The following is a 21,800-nucleotide window of genomic DNA, read 5'->3' on the forward strand; positions in this document are numbered from 1 at the left end:
ATTATTCTTTCCACGTCATCACGTCTTTATTGGCTTCAAGGTTGGCGATTTCTTCTGCGCTATACCCTAATTCCGCTAATACAGACGGTGTGTCTTCGCCTAACAAAGGACCACGGCGATATTCAGGTAAACCACTTTCTAAGAAATCAATGGGTGGGCGAACTAAGGCTTTTTCACTGCCATTTTTGTATTTCATGTTGTAGAAAGTGTTGATTGCCCAAGCTTGTTTATCTGCCAACACTTCTTCCCACGTTTGGGCAATGCTGAATGGAATATCGTTTTGGGTGAAAATATCTGCCCACTCAGATGCTGTTTTTTGCTCAACTTGCTGCCAAATCAGGTCATACAACTCTGGGGAGCGATTATTTTTCGCCACTTCTTGTAGACGTGTATAACGAGCATCTTCAGCTAAATCTGGACGACCAATACAAGAAATAAAGGTTGGATAATAAGCGTCATAAACAGGCATGCAGACTTGAATAAAACGATCATCTTTCGTTTTATAAGCCAGAATAAAAGGGCTGGTGGTTGTACGGCGATCGATTGGATAAGCTTGACCATAATCTGGGTATTGAGCCGCTTGGATCATGATAGCTTGGGTGTAAATAGAGGTATGTAACAAGTTAGTTGAAACATACTCACCTTGACCAATATTTTTAGCGCGGATATAAGCAGCTAACACACCTGAAACTAAACCTAATGCACATTGGTGATCGCCTAGGCCGGGGATCACATTCATTGGCACTGTGCCTTTTTGGTACAGAGAACCTAAAATACCGCCACGGGCAAAGAAGGCTGTGTAGTCAAATCCTGGTAAGTCTTTATCTGGACCTTCATCGCCATAACCCGTCACACTGGCGTAAACTAGTTTTGGAAAGCGTTGTTTTAACGTTTCATAATCTAAACCCGCACGTTCTCTTGCACCCGGACGCCAGTTAGTTAAGAAAATGTCTGCTTTTTCTAACAGTTCAAACAGGATTTTTTTCCCTGCTTCTGTTTTCGTATTTAACACAATCCCACGTTTATTGGCGTTTTCTAAATCAAAACTAGTGTTTTCATGTTGATCTAACGGGCGACCTTCTGTTGGTGCGGTATAGCGTAAGTTATCGCCACTTGGAGATTCGATTTTGATTACGTTCGCTCCCATATCAGCTAAAATACGACCCGCTGCCGGTACTGCGATAAAGGTCGCCAGCTCAACTACGGTGACGCCTTCCAGTGCTTTATGACTTGTCATTTCTTCTCCTAATTATTTTTAGACTTCATACTGCTGTTGTCAGAATGTGGATAAATCCGTTGTCACTTAACCCGCTACTTTGTTTTTTTCATCCTTGATTGAAACGCTATAACCCAGTTGCAATTTCAGCGCTTGCACATCGATTTTTCCGCAAGGGGTATGCGGAAATTCTGTAAAGAAATGGAGTTCTTTGGGGATTTTGTAGCGAGCCAGTCGCTCTTGTAGAAATTCACGTAATTCACTTTCACCAATGCTGTGCCCTTTTTGCACACAAATGGTGGCAATCACTTCTTCACCTAAATCCGTTGACGGAATACCAAATGCTTTTGTCGCATCAACACCAGCATATTCAGCAATGGCTTCTTCTATTTCACATAGGCTGATATTTTCACCACCGCGCACCACAATCTCTTTTATGCGATGGGCGTAGTGATAATTGCCTTGTTCATCGACATAACCTATATCACCCGTGTGTAACCAACCTTCGGCATCTAATACCTCTTTGGTTTTTTCGGGTGCATTGTCATAGCCCATCATCACATGAAAACCGCGCGTACAAATTTCACCTAAAATGCCGACTGGCACAGGTTTACCTGTTTTCAGATTGATAATTTTCATTTCAACAAAAGGTAAAGGCTTACCAATCGAACTACGTTTTATCGCTAAGGGATCGTGAGGTAATGTTTGAGTACAGCAAGGCGAGGCTTCTGTTTGACCATAAGAGACGGTGATCCCTTTCATACCAAGGATATTTTCGATGTCATCAATTAAGGCTGGAGGGAAGCTGGCTCCTGCAATAATGCCTTTATCAAGGCTGGATAAATCATAGTGAGAAAATTGCTCATGCTTCATTAAGCGACTAAAAATTGTCGGTACACCGTGCATAATGGTGCAACGATGATTTTGCACGGCTTTTAACACATCTTCCGCACAATAATTATCAAGAAGAACAAGTTGGCACCCTGTTGTTAACGCAAAAAAGAGGCAAGAAGAGAGTCCAAAGCAGTGGAACAGAGGAACCGCAAGACAAATCACATCGTTATGCGTCACACCTAAGCGCTGTGCTGACAGCATTGCATTATTAATGACATTATATTGGCTTAACATAACCCCTTTAGGCATTGCTGTGCTGCCAGAGGTCATTTGAATAGTCAGCAAATCTTTTACGCTAACGTGTTCAACAGCATGCTGATAAACAGCATCGGATACCTGTATTGCTTTTTCTTTTAATTGAAATAAAGAGACACTTTTTTCTGCATGTTCATTTCCCATGCTAATAAATAATTGAGGTAATACATCTTTATTTTCTGATGCCTTTTTAGAAAGACAATTAATCACCTCAATAAAATGATTACTTTTAAAACCATCAGAAAAACAGAGTGCTTTAATTCCGGTTAATCGACATAAATCTAATAACTCTCTTTTTTAAAATGAAAGTTAATACAAACAACAGGAACACCAATTTGAGCGGCGGCAAGAAAACAAATTATCCATTCCACACTATTAGCAGACCAAATACCTAAACGATCTCCCTTTTTTAAGCCAATAGATAAAAAACCACGAGCAACTTGATCCACTTCTTGTTGTAGTTGTTGCCAAGTTAATATTTTTTTACTTTGGTTTTCAATTAGGGCTATTTGTGAAGAATATTGCTTCACTACATTGTTTAGACATTCTTTAACTGTCGTTTCTAATAAGGTCATAAATACCTACTCAACCGCTTCTTTGCTGGTGTTTACGTCTGTAATGACCTTATTCTGGGTAGGGGGAATTATTCATTCTTGGTAAATAACGAACTGTTTTTCGTCATTTGAATAGTCTGAGAGAGATTTGTGATTGGCGTCTAGATTCGGCGGGTTAAATATATTTACCAATTGAAGATAAATTAATAACAATGAAATAGATTTGGAACCGAAGCGTTATAAAGGTGTTATTTTTAAATAATAAAAAGGAGAGTGATTTTATTTAATAAGAAAAATAGAATCACTCTCTTTTTAATATAAATAGCCTCATCTCACTTTAAGATATAAAAAAATCTTATCAATAAACATTGATGTGATAATTTAAATTAAAATAATATAAAAATAATAACGATTGAATTTCACAGCCTCTACATGAAAAGTAATTTAAATAATTAAATTTATTGTTTACCAATTAAGTGTGTTATTTACCCCGGCGCATCGGCATAGTTGAAGTCTGATTAAGCGTTAATCCTTTGGTTTCTGGTGCAAATAACACAGAGACTATCATCCCAAATAAAGAAATCGCGGCACCCACCAGCATCGTTGTATTAATACCATACGTCGCGATAAATGCAGGGAGCGCACAGGTTGAAATTACTGTACCAATACGACTTATCGACATAATCACACCCACCGCGGATGCACGGATATCGGTTGGAAACAATTCGTTAGGATAGAGCCATTGCAAAATACCGGGGCCACCAGAGAAAAAGGCGTAAGTCGCGAACGCTAAGATAACAAATAAGATAGGTAGATCAGGAAAGACGCCTAGCACCAATAACGCCAATGTCATCATACCAAAGCTACCAATCAATAATGGGCGTCGCCCTGTTTGATTTAACCAAAACATCGCGGGAATACACCCAAACATAAAGAACAGGCTGATGACCACATTACCCAATGCGGCACTTCTTCCTGCATCCCATCCTAATAAACCAACAATTTGTGGCCCAAAGGTATAGATGGCAAACATCGGAATAACTTGGCAAGTCAAAATCACCGCAACAAACAGAACAAAAGAAAAGTGACGTTTATTAAATAACTCGATAAAACGCGTTGTTTTGGCATCTTCCGCTTCAAATACCACGGGTTCGCCAAAGAGTTTTATCATCATCTTATTACACTCTTTAATACGCCCTTTGCGTATTAACCAAAGCGGAGATTCGGGTAAATCAAAACGACCAATTAAAATAATAACGCAAGGAATAAAGGCGCTGCCTAGCATCCAACGCCAGCCATCTTCAATATCATATAAAAGATAACCGACTAAGTTGGCGCACGTTGCCCCGATATACCACATAGCAGCAATAAAACCGACAGCAAAAGCGCGTTGTTTTTTATTGGAAAACTCAGTGATCATTGAGGTCGCAATAGGATAATCGGCACCAATTACAATACCAATCAGGAACCGCATCACCAACAGACCTACTGGGGTTGAAACAAACATTGTCGCGATAGAAATAATGGCAATAGCCACAATATCCACAAGGAACATTTTGCGACGACCCACTTTGTCACAAATATAACCAAAGAGTGATGTACCAATAAAAAGCCCTGCTAATGTTGCTGCACCAAGCAGACCAATCCATCGTGTATCAAGCTGTAATAACGGTGTGAGTTGCTCTAACGCTACACCGATAATCACTAATACATAGCCATCAAGAAAAGGGCCGCCACTGCCCCATAACATCACTCGACGATGCACAGAGGTAAAACGAATATCATCAAAGTTTCTGGGTTGCATGACTGCGTCCTGGTATTTTTTCTAAATAAAACAAAAAAAGAAAAGCTCCCAGGCCGGAGCAGCACTGGGAGAAAAGTAGCGATACATCATCCGTAACGATATTCCACGCCAAACGTTCCGCGTGGGTATTCCCATTTTTCAAGCGCACTATCTAAACCAAGAATTCGACAAGTTCCACACTCTAAGCACCCTGCATAATCAAAGCTGATGGTGCCATCTTCTTGTTTTTTATAAAGACCGGCTGGACATGCTTTAACTAAGGTTTCCAATACCTGCATATCAGGCTGCTCTTTAACAACGATATGTGGATTTTCCTCATCGACATTAAATTTATTGATGCCTAATTTGACATCGACATTCACGGGAGAACTCATATTGCTTTTACTCCTTTGATCCCATCTTTAATTAAGTTCATCCAGCCGACCTTTTTGGTATGACGCATTAAGGTTTTACGCATTGGTACTGGTGCTTCACCCGTGACAGTAAACAGATCATGAGCAATACCTACCACCATTTCAGGATAAGCGGTGAACATACGAGGGTTATCAAGTAAATCAGGCATACGCTGATAGGCTTTCATATCGCGTAATGGACCATCTTCTAAATGTTTGAGATATTCATTAAGTGTTTGTTTACTAAAATCGTTTTTTTCCATCGCTGAGAGTACGGTTTTTGCCGCCGCTTCGCCTGATGCCATCGCTAAATCCATGCCACGGATAGTAAAGCCAAGGTTCATACACATCCCTGCTGCATCACCCGCAATCAATACACCATCACGCACTAACTCGTTTTGCATTCTTAACCCAGCTTCAGGAACAACGTGCGCACCGTATTCCAGCATTTTTCCACCTTCAATCAGTGGCGCAACAACAGGATGCTGTTTAAAATCTTCCAGCATTTGTGGCACTGATTTTTTGGCATCTTTAATATGGTGAAGCCCACACACCAAACCTAAAGAAAGCGTGGTTTTATTGGTATATAAAAAACCGCCACCCATTAGTCCATCAGTAGGCGAGCCTGCAAATAACCAAGCCGCACCTTCATTATCTTTTAGGTTAAAGCGATCTTTAATCACACTTTCAGGCAGTTCGATGATCTCTTTGACACCTACCGCGACATTTTCGGCCGCAACACGTTTTGTCATCCCTAGCTGTTCTGCAAGAATAGAATTCACACCATCCGCGAGGATCACGGCTTTGGCTTCTAACACATCACCATCGGCTTCAACACCAACAATTTTGCCATCACGCTCAACTAACTTATCAACACGAATGCCTGTGATACATTGCGCACCCGCATTTTCGGCTTGTTCCATTAGCCATTGGTCAAACTCGCCCCGTAATACAGACCAAGAGGCTGTTTTAGGGGTGTTCCCTTCCGTGTTTTGGTAATCAATCGTCATTGCGCCTGTTTCAGTCATAAATGACAATTTTTCATGAGTAATCACGCGTTCAACAGGCGCTTCTTGCGCAAACTCAGGAATGATGCGCTCAAGGGTATGTGCATACATACGACCACCGGTTACATTTTTCCCGCCAGCGTAGTTACCTCTTTCTATTAGCAATACTTGTGCGCCTTCTCTTGCCAAAACAAGTGCAGCCACAGATCCGGCTAATCCTGCGCCAACAATAATGGCATCGAAAATATCTTCGGAATCGGACATAACATCTCCAGAATTTGCGATAAACAGCAGAGAAGTTTCCTTCTCTGCTTAAATAAATCAGTTAGATAATTGACGAGTTAATGCAGGTAAGATCTTCATTAAATCACCGACAATGCCGTAGTCAGCAAATTGGAAGATAGGCGCATTTTTGTCTTTATTGATAGCAACAATAGTTTGCGCACCATTCGCACCAACCATATGTTGAATTTGTCCTGAAATACCGGCAGCTAAATAAAGCTCTGGTTTCAGCATCAAATTAGAAATTCCGACATAACGCTCATGTTCCATCCACTTCTCATTTTCAGCAACAGGACGAGAACAAGCGATTTCAGCACCAATGGCTTGTGCTAAGGCTTCTGCAATAGCGATATTTTCTTTACTGCCAATACCACGACCTACGCTGACAACAAAGCGTGCTTTATCTAAATCAACAGCATTGATTGCGCGTGGTTGAACTGAATTGCGAACGATGGTTTGAGCAGGGGCAATCCATGCGACTTTTTGTGCATTACCCGTAGCGCCAGTTTCTGGCGCAACATCAAAAGCACCCACACTTGCAGTTACAACACAATAAGGCGTTTTCAGGGTTTCATCACCAAAGGCTAAACCACCGTAAACCATGTGTTTTGTTACTAATGCATCACCTTCTGCATTTAAAGATTGTGCATCATTAGAAACAACCGCCTCTAAACGATGACCTAAACGTGCTGCGATTAATTTTCCGCGACGTGTATTAGGCAGTAGCACTAAACCTGCATCACCGTTTTGTTTGATGGTTTCAACCATGCTTTGTGCATAATCTTCAATAATGCGATCGTCAGATTTACCTTCTAATTGGAAAACGGCTGTTGCACCTAATTTAAAAGCAGCAACGCTTTGCTCATCATTCAATGTAAATACATTGATAGATTGTCCTAACGAAGAAGCGCCACCCATTAATTCTGGTAAACGGGAAAGTGCATCACTAAATACCCAAACAGTTGAAAACTGGCTCATAACTCCCCCTATTACTTAAGAATTTTACGTAAATGTTCTGCCAACTCAGCAATCTGATCATCGCCATCGCCTTCAATAATGATGCGTTGACGAACTTTTTGTTTCGGTGCGGCCACTTTTTGCTCTGAACGCGCAGTAATCGCATCCAAACCAAGATCGGCAACACTCCATTGCTGAACAGGTTTCTTGGCAGCGCCAAGAATGGCTTTCATCGAAGGAATTTGAGGTATGTTAATGTCGGTAGACACCGCAATTACTGCGGGTAAAGGCAACGTCAGTGTTTCAATTTCATTTTCTAATTCACGCTCAACGGTAATTGAATCATTAGAAAGAGAAACAATTTTGTTAATACCATTTATTGCTGGAATATTTAAAATTTCACCCACCAGCAAACTCACTTGTTGTGAACTCAGATCCGCAGAGCCGTCACCACAAAGAATTAAGTCATAACCTTTTTTCGTCGCTGCGGCAGCCAGTGCAACCGCTGTTTGGTAAGGTAAAGAGGCTTCAAATTGGTCATCAACCACAACCACTAATTCATCAGCACCACGAGAAAGAACGTCTTTACGCGCTTTCGCATTTGTTAATGCTTTACCGCCGACACTCATTGCCGTGATTTGAATACCATCAAGTTGAGTCTTAAGCTGATTAGCAGCTTCAATCGCATTTAAATCATATTGACTGATTTTGGTGTTAGCACGGGAAAAATCTAGCGAACCGTCTGCGCTATTTACCGTAATATCCTGCTCATCGGGAACACTCTTGTAACATGTAATAATATTCATTACATCTCCTGAAATTAATAAATAATGTCATTTGCTCTGGCAATGTAATATAGAATTAACACAATTAAGCGTTTAAAAAATTAAACCTAGGTCACCAATATTGAACATAGATAAATAAATAATGGATAGGTTTCAATATTGCTAAACATATCACCAATATTGAAATTAGTTTTAATTGAAGTGAACAACTTTCAATATTGCTACAGCGATCAACAATATTGAATATAATAAATATAACGGTATTTAACGTTCAATATTGCCACCGAGATCAACAATATTGAAAGACGGAATATAACAACCCCATTACATACAAGGTTATACCAATAATTATCAATCAGTTACAATGAAAACAAAACGTTATAAAACGTAACATAAAATCGACAAAAAGAATAGTGTGAAGTGAATAACAGAATGGATTTCTTATAATATTCATTATTCATCATCATTAATTGATTTGTGAATTAGCCAATCACTTTATTTTTCTATTATGATGAAACGCCGATAGACGGAATACTCATAAATAAACTTAAATGATTTATTAGATATTAGGAATTAACACTACTTAAACTTCTGCGTTAAATATATTTGGAAAATTTACCTATGAGCAAAGATAATAAAAAGGCAGGAATAGAACCGAAGGTTTTTTTTCCGCCATTAATCATTGTTGGTATTTTATGCTGGCTAACGGTACGTGATCTTGACGCTTCAAATGAAGTGATTAATGCCGTATTCAGCTATGTTACCAATGTCTGGGGTTGGGCCTTCGAATGGTATATGGTCATTATGTTCGGGGGTTGGTTTTGGTTAGTCTTCGGTCGTTATGCCAATAAACGCCTAGGGGAAGATAAACCTGAATTTAGTACCGCAAGCTGGATCTTTATGATGTTTGCGTCTTGTACATCCGCAGCCGTCCTCTTCTGGGGTTCGATTGAAATATACTACTACATTTCAAGCCCGCCTTTTGGAATGGAAGCTTACTCAACGCAAGCAAAAGAAATTGGTTTAGCCTATAGCTTGTTCCACTGGGGTCCTTTACCTTGGGCAACTTATAGTTTCCTTTCTGTTGCCTTCGCTTACTTCTTCTTTGTTCGCAAAATGGAAGTTATCCGCCCAAGTAGCACCTTAACCCCATTAATCGGTGAAAAACACGTTAATGGGATCGTCGGAACCATTATTGATAACTTCTATCTTGTTGCTTTAATTCTGGCAATGGGGACGAGTCTCGGGTTAGCAACACCGTTAGTCACTGAATGTATTCAATACTTATTTGGTATTCCTCATACCCTGCAATTAGACGCCATTATTATCTCTTGCTGGATCATATTAAACGCAATTTGCGTGGCATTCGGTCTGCAAAAAGGGGTGAAAATCGCCAGTGATATTCGTACTTACCTAAGTTTCTTAATGTTGGGTTGGGTATTTATCGTCGGTGGTGCGAGCTTTATCGTCAATTACTTCACCGATTCTGTGGGTACATTGATGATGTATATGCCTCGTATGCTGTTCTATACAGACCCTATCGGTAAAGGCGGATTCCCTCAAGGCTGGACTGTTTTCTATTGGGCTTGGTGGGTTATCTACGCTATCCAAATGAGTATTTTCTTAGCGCGTATTTCTAAAGGTCGTACTGTTCGTGAATTGTGTTTAGGGATGGTTTCAGGTTTAACCGCAGGGACTTGGTTAATTTGGACAATCCTTGGTGGTAACACCTTACAACTGATTGACCAAAACATTCTCAACATTCCACAACTGATTGAACAATACGGTGTTCCACGCGCAATCATCGAAACATGGGCGGCATTACCGTTGAGCACAGCAACAATGTGGGGCTTCTTTATCCTCTGCTTTATTGCCACTGTCACCTTAATTAACGCCTGTTCTTACACTCTGGCAATGTCCACTTGCCGTTCGATGAAAGAAGGTTCTGAGCCACCTTTATTGGTACGCATCGGCTGGTCTGTGCTGGTTGGTGTTATCGGCATCATTCTATTAGCCCTTGGTGGTTTAAAACCGATTCAAACCGCCATTATCGCTGGAGGATGCCCACTATTTTTCGTCAATATCATGGTCACCTTGTCCTTTATTAAAGATGCCAAAGTACATTGGAAAGACTGATCCGCTATACGCAAAGAATGACATATTAAGAGGTTATTAACATGGATTTTAGATTGAATGATGAGCAGGAACTGTTTGTTGACGGTGTCCGCGAATTAATGGCCAGTGAAAACTGGGAAGCTTATTTCGCCGAGTGTGATCGCGAAAGTAAATACCCAGAGCGTTTTGTCAAAGCCTTAGCGGATATGGAAATAGACAATCTGCTTATCCCTGAAGAGCACGGTGGATTAAATGCTGGTTTTGTCACTGTTGCCGCTATTTGGATGGAGTTAGGTCGTTTAGGTGCGCCAACTTACGTGCTTTATCAATTACCGGGTGGTTTTAACACCGTATTACGAGAAGGCACACAAGAGCAAATCGATAAAATTATGGCGTTCCGCGGTACGGGTAAACAGATGTGGAACTCTGCAATTACAGAGCCGGGCGCGGGTTCCGATGTAGGTAGCTTACAAACGACTTATACCCGTAAAGATGGCAAAGTTTACCTTAATGGTAGCAAATGCTTTATCACCAGTAGTGCATACACCCCTTATGTTGTTGTGATGAGCCGTGATGCAGCATCACCTGACAAACCCGTCTTTACAGAATGGTTTGTGGATATGAGCAAGCCGGGCATTAAAGTCAACAAGTTAGAAAAACTGGGTTTACGCATGGATAGCTGCTGTGAAATCACGTTTGATAACGTAGAGCTTGAAGAAAAAGACATGTTTGGTCGTGAAGGCAACGGCTTTAACCGTGTTAAAGAAGAGTTCGACCATGAGCGTTTCTTAGTGGCACTCACTAACTACGGCACAGCGATGTGTGCCTTTGAAGATGCCGCGCGTTATGCCAATCAACGTGTTCAATTTGGCGAAGCAATTGGTCGTTTCCAATTAATTCAAGAAAAATTCGCTCATATGGCGATCAAACTCAATTCAATGCGCAACATGTTATATGAAACTGCATGGAAGAGTGACAACAACTTAATCACTTCCGGTGATGCAGCAATGTGTAAATACTTCTGTGCAAATGCGGCGTTTGAAGTGGTTGATAGTGCAATGCAAGTGCTTGGTGGTGTCGGTATTGCTGGCGAGCACCGTATTTCTCGTTTCTGGCGTGACCTTCGTGTTGACCGTGTATCTGGGGGTTCTGACGAAATGCAGATCCTGACATTAGGACGCTCAGTACTTAAACAGTATCGCTAATTAATCACGAATAGCTCTCTCATCTACAGGTGAGAGAGTTTTCACTCAGACCACTTACGAGGTGACGCTATGACAGAACATTTACCAATGCCACAATTTGGCCCCCTTTCAGGGGTTCGTGTTGTGTTTTCAGGAATTGAAATTGCAGGGCCATTCGCAGGACAAATGTTCGCAGAATGGGGAGCTGAAGTAATTTGGATTGAAAACGTTGCATGGGCTGACACCATTCGCGTTCAACCTCACTACCCTCAACTTTCTCGTCGTAATTTACATGCTCTTTCACTCAATATTTTTAAAGATGAAGGTCGTGATGCATTTCTAAAATTAATGGAAACCACCGATATCTTTATTGAAGCCAGTAAAGGTCCTGCCTTTGCGCGTCGTGGTATTACCGATGAAGTGTTATGGGAACATAACCCTAAATTGGTTATCGCTCATTTATCTGGCTTTGGCCAATATGGTGATCCGCAATACACCAACTTACCGGCTTATAACACGATAGCCCAAGCCTTTAGTGGCTACTTGATCCAAAACGGTGACAAAGATCAGCCAATGCCGGCGTTCCCTTATACCGCAGATTACTTCTCAGGAATGACAGCAACCACTTCTGCGTTAGCGGCACTGTATAAAGTTCAACAAACAGGCAAAGGAGAAAGTATTGATATTGCGATGTATGAAGTCATGTTGCGTATGGGGCAATACTTCATGATGGATTATTTCAATGGTGGCGAAATCTGCCCTCGTATGACCAAAGGGAAAGATCCGTATTACGCAGGCTGTGGTCTTTACCGTTGCCAAGATGGCTTTATCGTGATGGAAGTTGTTGGCATTACGCAAATTGAAGAAATTTTCAAAGATATTGGTCTTGCGCATCTTTTAGGTACTCCAGAAGTGCCAGAAGGCACTCAACTTATTCACCGTATTAATTGCCCTCATGGTCAATTATTTGAAGACAAACTCGATGAATGGTTAGCAAAACAACTAATCACTGATGTGCTGAAACGCCTGTCAGAACTCAATATAGCCAGTGCCAAAGTGCTGACTATTCCGGAGCTTGAAGACAATCCACAATATGTCGCACGCGAATCAATTACCCAATGGCAAACCATGAATGGCGAAACCTGTAAAGGGCCAAATGTAATGCCGAAATTCAAAAATAATCCGGGAAAAATCTGGCGTGGCATGCCATCTCACGGCATGGACACTGACGCTATCTTGAAAAATATAGGTTATAGCGACGAACAAATCAGGGGGCTGGTCGATAAAGGGCTGGCTAAAATCGTAAAGTAACACCGTAAAATTCAGGCATAGCACGCCTCTAAAATCGTGTCTGAATTCACGGCAAAAGTATGGGATAACAGTTTAATGGATGTGATTGGCAAACAAAACTTACGTCAAATGTGGGATGATTTGGCAGAGGTTTATGGCACAAAAACAGCGCTAATTTTTGAATCCGCACAAGGACAAATGAGACAATTTAGCTACTGTGAATTAAATGAAGAGATAAACAGAACCGCAAATCTTTTCCATGCTGGTGGCATAAAAAAAGGCGACCATGTTGCCTTACATCTTGATAACTGCCCTGAATTTTTCTTTTGCTGGTTTGGGTTGGCAAAAATAGGCGCTGTGATGGTGCCTATTAATGCGCGCTTTATGTATGAAGAAAGCGCATGGATAATCAATCACTGCCAAGCCCATTACGTCGTTACTCGCGATAATTTCTATCCGATTTACCAACCTATGTTGCAGGATGAACAAAACCCTTTAGCACAGCTATTTTTAATTTCTGAAAACACAATCGCTGCTGAAAAAGGCGTTATCGACTTTTTAAAAGAAAAAGCCAAACATCCTGTTACGCTTAATCATCACACACCATTAAGTGTGGATGACACTGCTGAAATTCTTTTCACCTCTGGTACCACATCGCAACCTAAAGGTGTGGTTATCACACACTATAACTTACGCTTTGCGGGTTATTACTCATCATGGCAAAACGCATTACGCGAAGATGATATTTATCTTACTGTTATGCCTGCATTTCATATTGATTGCCAATGTACTGCATCACTGGCTGCATTTTCTGTGGGTGCGACTTTTGTCTTGTTAGAAAAATACAGTGCCAGAGCCTTTTGGAAGCAAATACTCAAGTACCAAGCGACGGTCACTGAATGTATTCCAATGATGATGAGAACCTTAATGGCACAGCCCGTTTCATCAGAAGAAAAGCAACACAAATTACGCGAAGTGATGTTCTATCTCAATCTCGCAGATGAAGAGAAAGACGCCTTTATCGAACGCTTTAATGTGCGATTACTCACCTCTTACGGCATGACAGAAACTATCGTGGGTTTAATTGGTGACAGGCCTGGCGATAAACGCCGCTGGCCGTCAATTGGTAGACCCGGTTTTTGCTATCAAGCTCAAATCAGAGATAAACAAAACAACGAAGTTCCTAATGGCGTTGTGGGTGAGATTTGCGTAAAAGGCGAACCCGGAAAAACCTTATTCAAAGAGTATTACAACCGACCGGATGCAACAGCAAAAGCATTAGAGCCTGAAGGTTGGTTACATACTGGTGATTATGGTTACCGAGACGATGAAAGTTTTTTCTATTTCGTTGATCGCAGTTGCAATATGATCAAACGCGGAGGCGAAAACGTCTCTTGCGTTGAGATTGAAAACATCATTAGTTCACATCCTAAAATTCAAGATGTGGCGGTTATTGGTGTGCCTGATGATATTCGTGATGAAGCCATTAAAGCGTTTGTGGTGCTCGTTGAAGGTGAAACCTTGAGTGAAGAAGAATTCTTCCATTTCTGTGAGCAAAATATGGCGAAATTTAAAGTTCCCTCAGCGGTTGAGTTTAAAGAGGGTTTGCCACGTAATTGCTCAGGAAAAGTGATTAAAAAGCATTTGAAATAAGCCATAGGTCGGTTTAGCCACAAATTAATAACCTCAATCATAAATGCTTATTTTTGATGACGAAAAGGAATACAACATGAGCCAATCATTACACCTAACAACGCGTGGTTCAGTACTTGAAATTGTATTAGATAGACCAAAAGCAAACGCTATTGATGCAAAAACCAGTCATGAAATGGGTGAAGTCTTTCTGCGTTTTCGTGATGATCCCAACTTACGCGTTGCCATTATTACGGGCGCGGGCGAACGCTTTTTCTCCGCGGGTTGGGATTTAAAAGCCGCGGCAGAAGGCGAAGCCCCTGATGCAGACTTTGGTGCGGGTGGTTTTGCAGGTTTAACTGAATTATTTGATCTTGATAAACCTGTCATTGCCGCCGTTAACGGCTATGCTTTTGGTGGTGGCTTTGAATTAGCACTCGCTGCCGACATGATGATTTGTTCAGACAATGCTTCTTTTGCTTTACCTGAAGCACAATTAGGCATTGTCCCTGATAGCGGTGGCGTTCTTCGTTTACCTAAACGTTTACCGCCCGCTATCGTCAACGAAATGCTGATGACAGGTCGTCGTATGAATGCCGATGAGGCACTACGTTGGGGTATTGCTAACCGCGTTGTCAGTTCTGCTGAATTAATGGATAGCGCACGCGAACTTGCCGATCAAATCGCAAATAGCGCTCCACTGGCTGTGGCGGCTTTAAAAGAGATTTATCGTGCCACTAGCGAGCTTTCTATTGAAGAGGGCTACAAATTAATGCGCAGTGGCGTACTAAAACATTACCCAAGTGTTTTACATTCAGAAGATGCTACAGAAGGACCTCTAGCCTTTGCTGAAAAGCGCACACCTGAATGGAAAGGACGGTAATTATCCCGTATTTCGAGAATACAACTCGATAATACAACAAAGAGGAAAACTGATGAGTATCTACGCATTTGAAGGTCTTGTTCCTGTGGTTCATCCAACAGCTTATATTCATCCATCTGCTGTACTAATTGGTGATGTGATTATTGGCGCTGGCGTTTATATCGGCCCTTTAGCCTCACTAAGAGGTGACTATGGTCGCTTAATTGTTGAAGCAGGCGCAAATCTTCAAGACGGCTGTATCATGCACGGTTATACCGATATGGACACCATTGTGAGAGAAAACGGACATATTGGGCATGGTGCGATCCTTCACAGTTGTATTATCGGGCGTGACAGCTTAGTTGGCATGAATAGCGTGATTATGGATGGTGCCGTCATTGGTGAGGAAAGTATTGTTGCCGCCATGAGCTTTGTAAAAGCGGGCTTTCAAGGACAACCGCGACAAATGTTAATAGGAAGCCCTGCAAAACATGTGCGTGATATTACCGATCAAGATATGGAGTGGAAACGGATGAACACCCGTGAATACCAAGATTTAGCGGTACGTTGTCGCAAAAGCTTGGTAGAAACAACACCGTTAACAGCGCCCGAACTTAATCGCCCACGTTTACGTGGCACAACAGACGTTAAGCCAAAAGGTTAGTCACAGATGGCGACAGGCGTCATTAACGCCTGTCGTATTTATTCGATTTGAGTAAAACGCAATTTCTCAGATTAGCGACGTTGCGATTTTGACAACATCCATTGCCATTTTTGCTCATGATTTAATCCATGAGGGATCATCGTTGCTAATTTTTCAGGTGAGCTTTGACTGCTTTTGCCTTGAACATGACCTTTTATGCGAGAATAAAGCTGAGGATCAATATGACTCACTTTGATCATGCGTTGGCATTGACAGCCTCTACCTTCAAGCTGGTTAGGCACGCTTTTTGTTTCACACTCAATTTCTTTTACATCAGAAAGAATGTAAGAGACGATATTAATCGCATTGCATTGAGGAATATCGAATTTCTTAGCAATCTCTTTTGCGCTTACCCAGCGTTCTTGCTCTTGAACCCAATCAGCAATGGACAGATAGAGTGGCTTATTCATGTATTCTTCACACATATTTACTCCAGTATCACAAATAAAGTTTTATTTATCGCTAAATAAAGATAATAACTGAATATGTTAATTATCATTGCACCGCGGAGTATCGGTTTTCCCTGTTAATTAGGTAAGTTAACTACCCCATCAATATAATATTAGTTTATTTTTAACAACCAAACTCTTTAATTAACACGCCCGTCACAATTTATTATTTTGTTATTAAATCCAAAGTAATAACAATTAAACCGAGTAAAAAACAAAAAATTAATAAAATATTAAAATATAAAAAACACTTTAAGTAACTAACAATAATTTATTGATATAAAAGCCATTTTTAACAACAAAACAAAAAACAGAATAGATTGTATTAATAATCCATTTATAGACTAACATTATAGTAATAGATCTAAATTTAGATTGCCAGAAAGGTGGCTTATTATTAGATGTAAATCAATATTCGTTTATTTTAAGCTATATTAACCTAGTTATTAATACATTAGTAAAAGTGAAGATAAATATCGACATATACCGAAATTGATAAATAAAGTGCCATATTGCGGTATATAGCGATATAGCACTTAATCTTATATTATTAATTTGATTATAAAAAACGACGATCAAATGCAGTTTGCCAATCGTCAGCAAATCTATTTACTGCATCATCCACTACTGGTGAACGGATAATTGAGTAAGCAAGCTCTATCGGTAATGTCACCGACGAAGCCCCGGCTAATAAACAATCAACCACTTGGCGTGGCGTTTTAAAACTCGCAGCTAGGATTTTTGTGGGTAAATTATGCATGGTGATCAGCGTTTGTAACTCTTTTACTACTCTGACTCCATCAGAACCTTGTCTATCCATACGATGAACATAAGGGGCAATATAATCAGCGCCTGCTAATGCTGCCATTAACCCTTGAGAAACACTATAAATTGCCGTGCCTAATACCAGCATATTTTTCTGTTTTAATTGTTTAATGGCGACCAAACCCGCTTCAGTAACGGGTATTTTAATTACCGTATTATCTGCGATATTACCAATACGTAAGGCTTCTTCAATCATCGTATCGACATCATTGGCAATGACCTGTGCAAATATACGACCTTTACCCCCCATGGCGGCTTTTAATTCAGGTAATAGAGTTTCAATATTTTGTGCAGATTTAGCAATAATGGAAGGATTGGTAGTCACACCCGCAATAGGAAGAACTTGAGAGAGTTTTCTAACTTCTTCAATATCCGCTGTATCTAAATAGATTTCCATAATCGCACCTCAATGATGTTGGTTTAAGCTAAATAATTATAGATATAACATAGAAAATAACATTGTGAGCGGTGGATTTCTAGTCGATTTAATGAAAATAGCGCCTATATCAAGGCGCCATTAATTAAATAACGATAATAAATAGTTATATTTTTTATTTAATACAAAATATAATCTCTCATCTAAATTTTAAATTTAGATTAAGAATTTATTTATACTTTAAAATAAACAGTATTAAAAACAATACTACTATTGATATTAAATAATTATTTGCATTAAATTAAATTGATTATTCTTTAAATTCAGCATCAATCACTTGATAAAAAGCATTTTTCGTATCCGCAATATCCCAAACCCCTAAAATAACCTGATAACCTGAACGTTCTGGTATATTACAATTTAATTCTACTGTTGCCGTGGGTATTTTACCATTATCAAATCTCTGGCAAAAAGGCTTTAAATCGAAATCATCTCGGGTAAGCGGTTTATTTACATCCCAATTTTGTTTAGTAATAAAAAACCGCCATGATGCGGTACTGTGTCTCGCAGTTAATGTCCATTTAAAGGTGTTTTCTCCACTTTTCATTGCGATTTTATGCCAGCGATCAGCACTCTGCTCATTTAATGCAGAAAATGCTTCATTTCCACCACTGGCAATTTTACCATTTTCAGGTCCATCTTTAGGAAAGCCTTTAAGTCCTTCAACTGATTGAGGCTCATATTCTACAGGACCACAATTTTTATTAAATTTTATATTATTACTATTAGGAATTGTAGTTCTGCATAACACTGCACGGCTTGGTGGCTTATCAATATAGCCATGTTTTAATGTGACATCCTCTGATGCTGTTGAAATAAAACTAGCTGATGATAATAATAATGTTGCAGTAAATACCATAAGTTTATTTTTCTTCATAATAAATCCTCAATAATTATTAATAAATATTTTTAAATATAATGATTGCATCAATCACATTAGATATTAGTCGAAAATAGATAATTGAATATCCATTTATTAAGAACTGTGAGCAATATCGCGATTTAATTTAATATTAAAATGGAACTAACACTGTTATTTAATATTTATTAAATGACTATCAATAATAAAAATAATAAATTAAATTATTTTTATTACTTTTTTATATTTTATTAAAAGAAATAAAATCATCGATATAAAATAAAAACAACCCAAATAAGACAGAAATACTGTCTCACTGGGTTGTATATTTTGGGATATGTTTTAACGTGATTACAATATAGCAATATACAGTCGTAATTGATGTCATTCTGTAATTGCGATGTATTAATGTAAACGAGTTTTCATTGAGTTAAGAACACTAATTTTGTTCGTCTTCATATCGATAGTCACATCTTCCGACAATACTTTCACATTAACTTTTCCTGAATTCTTGGCCAATAGAGCATAACTATAACCAGCCCTGCCGGAGAAACTAGGCAACTTAGCTTCAAGATTATAATCAAATGCAGCGACATTTTCTTGGACATGATCGATCTTCGTGCCTTGTTTCCCAAGATAAGTTATTGCCGAATTTTCAAACTCACTTAATGTACCAATCAAGTCATTATTGTGATCCCCTGATACCGATAAATTCTTACCTGATAAGGCATTAAGGCTGGTTTGTGCTGTTTTCACTCCCTGAATCCCCGTTTTCCAGTTATTATCACCAGGTCTTTGTCCAGTATGTAACGCATAGAATTTCTCTTTATCTACAGCGTATAGCATTGTACAGCCACTCAAAGCTCCTGAAGTGATCACTAATGGTTTCCCCTCCTTAATATCATTCAACCGAATGCTAATACCTACACTGCCAGACATACCACTCATAACTTTAATGGCGGTAAGATTATCAGAAAGTGTTTTATGCCCCCAATAAGTTCCTATTGTTCCAGAACCGTATTCGTTGGACGTAACCTTAGAGCCATAGAAAATATGAACAGCATTGTAAAAATTACCTCCTTCTTGTAATAATTGCGGACTGTACTCTCTTACTACGGGATTATGCCCAACCGAATCAAATCGATTAATGACGAATGGCAATGTCGCCTCAGCACTCTCGTTATTACTCCCCACAAATAATCCACGATTTCGTAGAGGAGTAATAGATCCCTTTTGTAGTTTCGTATCATCTGATGAAAAGAAAAGAGAAAAGCTGCTACTAGGCATTCGCCCATCCGGATCACGCAATGTCACAGAGTTATTACGCACCATGCGGTATAAATTCAGCCCATCCACCGTACCTGCCGGATCGGCGCTTAGCCAACGACCAATCCACGGTTGATAATAACGATAACCGTAGTAATAAAGCCCCGTAGCGTCTTTTTCTTTGCCTGAATAACGAATAGTTTTGTAATTGGCTTCTACTGCATTTTGGCTAAACCAAATCGCGGTACCCCCATAAGGGTAATACTCTTCATAACTGACTAATTGCCCTTGACCATCGGTTTCTAATCCACTGTTACCCACACCATCATCATAGCTATAACGCAGTTGGTTATTCTTGATCCCTTTTGGGAAACCCACTTTCCAACATAAGGCTCTTACATTTCCTGTTATATCAACCACCTCTCGATGTTCGGTAAGATGCCCCCCTTCCGTTGATTGCCATATTTCTAAATTCGGTAAATAGTGAGTTTCCGTGATAATCTGCCGTCCGGATAATCTCTGTACCTGTTGTTTTATTAATCGTTGAGATGCGCTTGCATAAACATAGTGTTCTGAATTCCCACTCTTATTCACTTGTGCCAATGTACCGCGAAGATCCCACTGCAATGCATCGCCCGTTGATAAATGTTTCTGATTACCTAAAGCATCAAATTGCTGATCAATCTGTTCGATAGCCACCTGTTGTGTTTCAAGTAATGCCCGATTGGTTTTATTGGAGACACTGATATTTTGGGTAAAACTTTGTTGTGCAATAGCAGAGTTATGGCGAATTTGCGTTAAATTACCACCACGATCATAAGCGTATAAACGTGTGTAATTGGTGTAACTTTGTGCATCTTTCACTAATGTAGTGACTAATTGAGATTGCATTGAAGCGGGTGTTTTTTGATTGGCTGATTCACGCCCTGTGGCACTCACTAATTGATACAGAGAGTCATACACATAACGATTTTCAGGCACAACTTTCTGATTACGCCAGTAGCGAGTGGCTTCCGCATCATTTTTAAGACAAATAATATTGCCGACCGGATCGTACTCATAACGCAGATCTTGCATGATCTTCGCACCCAAAACATGCCCTTGAGGACGCTGGGTTTTGACATGCAGCAAGCGCTGAGTTTCAGCCTCGTATTCATAAGTGGTGACTAATCCATTACCGTGCTCTACACGTAATTTTTGCCCTGCTGCCGAGTAATCGATCGCTTTAATCACGAGTTGTTTTTTATCGCTTTGTAATTGCACGCTACTTTGGTTTAAAAAACCCGCTCTATCGTATTTCCATTCACGCTCATGCCCTGCAGCATCAATTTGTTTTAATAATTGACCTGTAGCATCATAAATATTGCGTGTTTGATATTGAGAATGTGCGGGTGTTTTAACGGTATTCGCAGTGATAAACCGTAATTCAATTAAATGTTGCCCTGTTAAGGCATAAGCACCATATTCTGTTCTTCCAGCAGGAAAGTCATGATGAGTACATTTACCGACGGAGTTATTGGCAATATTTTTATTATCAGCCCCACCCCAAGTAAAACGCTCTTTTAATATCTGTTTGGACGTCGGGGAAGACTCCATAATCGCCATAAGTTGTGAAACAAACTCTGGCTTTGTATAGTGATATTCCGTCACTAGCCCCAACCCATTAATATCCATCACTTTTTTGTTTTCAATATCACTGATATTGACACTATTACCACTATCTACACTTTTAGTTGCAGACAATAATCCGCCTAAACTCACCACTTGCTGAATATTCGCTTGAATAGAGGCGTCTGATTGTTGTGTTTTATACAATCTTGCATCAATACTGCGTTCTAAATAACCGCGCGCATGATAATAGTGACGCGTAATACGCTCATCGGTTTTATTAATTGTGTCAGGATGACGGCAATAATTAATTTCACGGATTGTTGATCCGCGATTATCAAGCACCACCACGGTTGGGGTGCTTGTGTGTAATTGTTGGTTTAACATCTTTTTAATTCCTTTCAATTTTCTTTTTATCATTAATG

18 protein-coding genes are annotated in these 21,800 nt (G+C 39.9%); 6 read left to right on the forward strand and 12 right to left on the reverse strand.

The window, feature by feature from the left end:
• Position 1 precedes the first annotated feature (1 nt).
• The 8 genes from BTA34_RS14425 to BTA34_RS14455 all read right to left on the reverse strand — a co-directional run bounded on the left by BTA34_RS14425 (position 2) and on the right by BTA34_RS14455 (position 8,167).
• Complete coding sequence (locus BTA34_RS14425; RefSeq protein WP_151436162.1) at positions 2-1,237, reverse strand: CaiB/BaiF CoA transferase family protein; 1,236 nt, start codon at positions 1,235-1,237, stop codon at positions 2-4.
• Positions 1,238-1,303: 66 nt separating this feature from the next.
• Positions 1,304-2,575, reverse strand: a complete 1,272-nt coding sequence (locus BTA34_RS14430; RefSeq protein WP_265576100.1) for an AMP-binding protein — start codon at positions 2,573-2,575, stop codon at positions 1,304-1,306.
• 71 nt (positions 2,576-2,646) lie between these two features.
• On the reverse strand, positions 2,647-2,940 hold the full coding sequence (locus BTA34_RS18455) for an AMP-binding protein (protein ID WP_265576101.1): 294 nt from the start codon (positions 2,938-2,940) through the stop codon (positions 2,647-2,649).
• A gap of 460 nt (positions 2,941-3,400) precedes the next feature.
• Positions 3,401-4,723 (reverse strand): MFS transporter, encoded by a 1,323-nt coding sequence (locus BTA34_RS14435; RefSeq protein WP_151436163.1) that lies wholly within the window; start codon positions 4,721-4,723, stop codon positions 3,401-3,403.
• 86 nt (positions 4,724-4,809) lie between these two features.
• Positions 4,810-5,097 (reverse strand): ferredoxin-like protein FixX, encoded by a 288-nt coding sequence (gene fixX, locus BTA34_RS14440; RefSeq protein WP_023582978.1) that lies wholly within the window; start codon positions 5,095-5,097, stop codon positions 4,810-4,812.
• A complete protein-coding gene (fixC, locus tag BTA34_RS14445) occupies positions 5,094-6,386 on the reverse strand; it encodes an FAD-dependent oxidoreductase FixC (RefSeq protein ID WP_151436164.1) in 1,293 nt (430 codons plus the stop codon). Before fixC ends, fixX begins: the two co-directional genes overlap by 4 nt.
• Before the next feature lie 57 nt (positions 6,387-6,443).
• The gene (locus tag BTA34_RS14450; RefSeq protein WP_151436165.1) at positions 6,444-7,382 is read right to left on the reverse strand and encodes an FAD-binding protein; all 939 of its coding nucleotides are present in this window, start codon (positions 7,380-7,382) and stop codon (positions 6,444-6,446) included.
• Positions 7,383-7,393: 11 nt separating this feature from the next.
• Positions 7,394-8,167, reverse strand: coding sequence for an electron transfer flavoprotein FixA (locus tag BTA34_RS14455; protein WP_151436166.1), 774 nt, complete (start codon positions 8,165-8,167; stop codon positions 7,394-7,396).
• Positions 8,168-8,767: 600 nt separating this feature from the next.
• Between BTA34_RS14455 and caiT the strand changes: the two genes are divergently transcribed.
• The 6 genes from caiT to caiE all read left to right on the forward strand — a co-directional run bounded on the left by caiT (position 8,768) and on the right by caiE (position 15,893).
• Positions 8,768-10,282 (forward strand): L-carnitine/gamma-butyrobetaine antiporter, encoded by a 1,515-nt coding sequence (gene caiT, locus BTA34_RS14460; protein WP_151436167.1) that lies wholly within the window; start codon positions 8,768-8,770, stop codon positions 10,280-10,282.
• Between the two features lie 41 nt (positions 10,283-10,323).
• Entirely contained in the window at positions 10,324-11,466 is a 1,143-nt protein-coding gene (gene caiA, locus BTA34_RS14465; protein WP_151436168.1) for a crotonobetainyl-CoA dehydrogenase, read from the forward strand.
• A 69-nt stretch (positions 11,467-11,535) separates the two neighbouring features.
• A complete protein-coding gene (caiB, locus tag BTA34_RS14470; RefSeq protein WP_151436169.1) occupies positions 11,536-12,756 on the forward strand; it encodes an L-carnitine CoA-transferase in 1,221 nt (406 codons plus the stop codon).
• A gap of 75 nt (positions 12,757-12,831) precedes the next feature.
• Entirely contained in the window at positions 12,832-14,388 is a 1,557-nt protein-coding gene (caiC, locus tag BTA34_RS14475; protein WP_151436783.1) for a crotonobetaine/carnitine-CoA ligase, read from the forward strand.
• Between the two features lie 76 nt (positions 14,389-14,464).
• A complete protein-coding gene (caiD, locus tag BTA34_RS14480) occupies positions 14,465-15,250 on the forward strand; it encodes a crotonobetainyl-CoA hydratase (protein WP_151436170.1) in 786 nt (261 codons plus the stop codon).
• 52 nt (positions 15,251-15,302) lie between these two features.
• Positions 15,303-15,893, forward strand: a complete 591-nt coding sequence (caiE, locus tag BTA34_RS14485; protein WP_151436171.1) for a carnitine operon protein CaiE — start codon at positions 15,303-15,305, stop codon at positions 15,891-15,893.
• Positions 15,894-15,964: 71 nt separating this feature from the next.
• Here the strand turns inward: caiE and caiF are convergent, their stop codons facing one another.
• From caiF to BTA34_RS14505, 4 genes are all read right to left on the reverse strand, one after another.
• Entirely contained in the window at positions 15,965-16,357 is a 393-nt protein-coding gene (gene caiF / locus BTA34_RS14490) for a carnitine metabolism transcriptional regulator CaiF (RefSeq protein ID WP_023582988.1), read from the reverse strand.
• Between the two features lie 583 nt (positions 16,358-16,940).
• Positions 16,941-17,603: a fructose-6-phosphate aldolase gene (gene fsa, locus BTA34_RS14495; protein WP_151436172.1), complete on the reverse strand. Its 663-nt coding sequence runs from the start codon at positions 17,601-17,603 to the stop codon at positions 16,941-16,943.
• A gap of 289 nt (positions 17,604-17,892) precedes the next feature.
• Complete coding sequence (locus BTA34_RS14500; RefSeq protein ID WP_151436173.1) at positions 17,893-18,519, reverse strand: lytic polysaccharide monooxygenase; 627 nt, start codon at positions 18,517-18,519, stop codon at positions 17,893-17,895.
• Positions 18,520-18,906: 387 nt separating this feature from the next.
• Entirely contained in the window at positions 18,907-21,762 is a 2,856-nt protein-coding gene (locus BTA34_RS14505; RefSeq protein ID WP_265576102.1) for a cytotoxic necrotizing factor Rho-activating domain-containing protein, read from the reverse strand.
• Positions 21,763-21,800 lie beyond the last annotated feature (38 nt).

Origin of the sequence: Proteus sp. CD3 (assembly GCF_008808075.1) — a bacterium.
Classification (GTDB): Bacteria; Pseudomonadota; Gammaproteobacteria; order Enterobacterales; family Enterobacteriaceae; genus Proteus; species Proteus appendicitidis.

Coding starts and splice junctions, on each gene's coding strand:
- BTA34_RS14425 (WP_151436162.1), bottom strand. CDS start 1,237: ATGACAAGTCATAAAGCACTGGAAGGCGTCACCGTAGTTGAGCTGGCG.
- BTA34_RS18455 (WP_265576101.1), bottom strand. CDS start 2,940: ATGACCTTATTAGAAACGACAGTTAAAGAATGTCTAAACAATGTAGTG.
- BTA34_RS14435 (WP_151436163.1), bottom strand. CDS start 4,723: ATGCAACCCAGAAACTTTGATGATATTCGTTTTACCTCTGTGCATCGT.
- fixX (WP_023582978.1), bottom strand. CDS start 5,097: ATGAGTTCTCCCGTGAATGTCGATGTCAAATTAGGCATCAATAAATTT.
- fixC (WP_151436164.1), bottom strand. CDS start 6,386: ATGTCCGATTCCGAAGATATTTTCGATGCCATTATTGTTGGCGCAGGA.
- BTA34_RS14450 (WP_151436165.1), bottom strand. CDS start 7,382: ATGAGCCAGTTTTCAACTGTTTGGGTATTTAGTGATGCACTTTCCCGT.
- BTA34_RS14455 (WP_151436166.1), bottom strand. CDS start 8,167: ATGAATATTATTACATGTTACAAGAGTGTTCCCGATGAGCAGGATATT.
- caiT (WP_151436167.1), top strand. CDS start 8,768: ATGAGCAAAGATAATAAAAAGGCAGGAATAGAACCGAAGGTTTTTTTT.
- caiA (WP_151436168.1), top strand. CDS start 10,324: ATGGATTTTAGATTGAATGATGAGCAGGAACTGTTTGTTGACGGTGTC.
- caiB (WP_151436169.1), top strand. CDS start 11,536: ATGACAGAACATTTACCAATGCCACAATTTGGCCCCCTTTCAGGGGTT.
- caiC (WP_151436783.1), top strand. CDS start 12,832: ATGGATGTGATTGGCAAACAAAACTTACGTCAAATGTGGGATGATTTG.
- caiD (WP_151436170.1), top strand. CDS start 14,465: ATGAGCCAATCATTACACCTAACAACGCGTGGTTCAGTACTTGAAATT.
- caiE (WP_151436171.1), top strand. CDS start 15,303: ATGAGTATCTACGCATTTGAAGGTCTTGTTCCTGTGGTTCATCCAACA.
- caiF (WP_023582988.1), bottom strand. CDS start 16,357: ATGTGTGAAGAATACATGAATAAGCCACTCTATCTGTCCATTGCTGAT.
- fsa (WP_151436172.1), bottom strand. CDS start 17,603: ATGGAAATCTATTTAGATACAGCGGATATTGAAGAAGTTAGAAAACTC.
- BTA34_RS14500 (WP_151436173.1), bottom strand. CDS start 18,519: ATGAAGAAAAATAAACTTATGGTATTTACTGCAACATTATTATTATCA.
- BTA34_RS14505 (WP_265576102.1), bottom strand. CDS start 21,762: ATGTTAAACCAACAATTACACACAAGCACCCCAACCGTGGTGGTGCTT.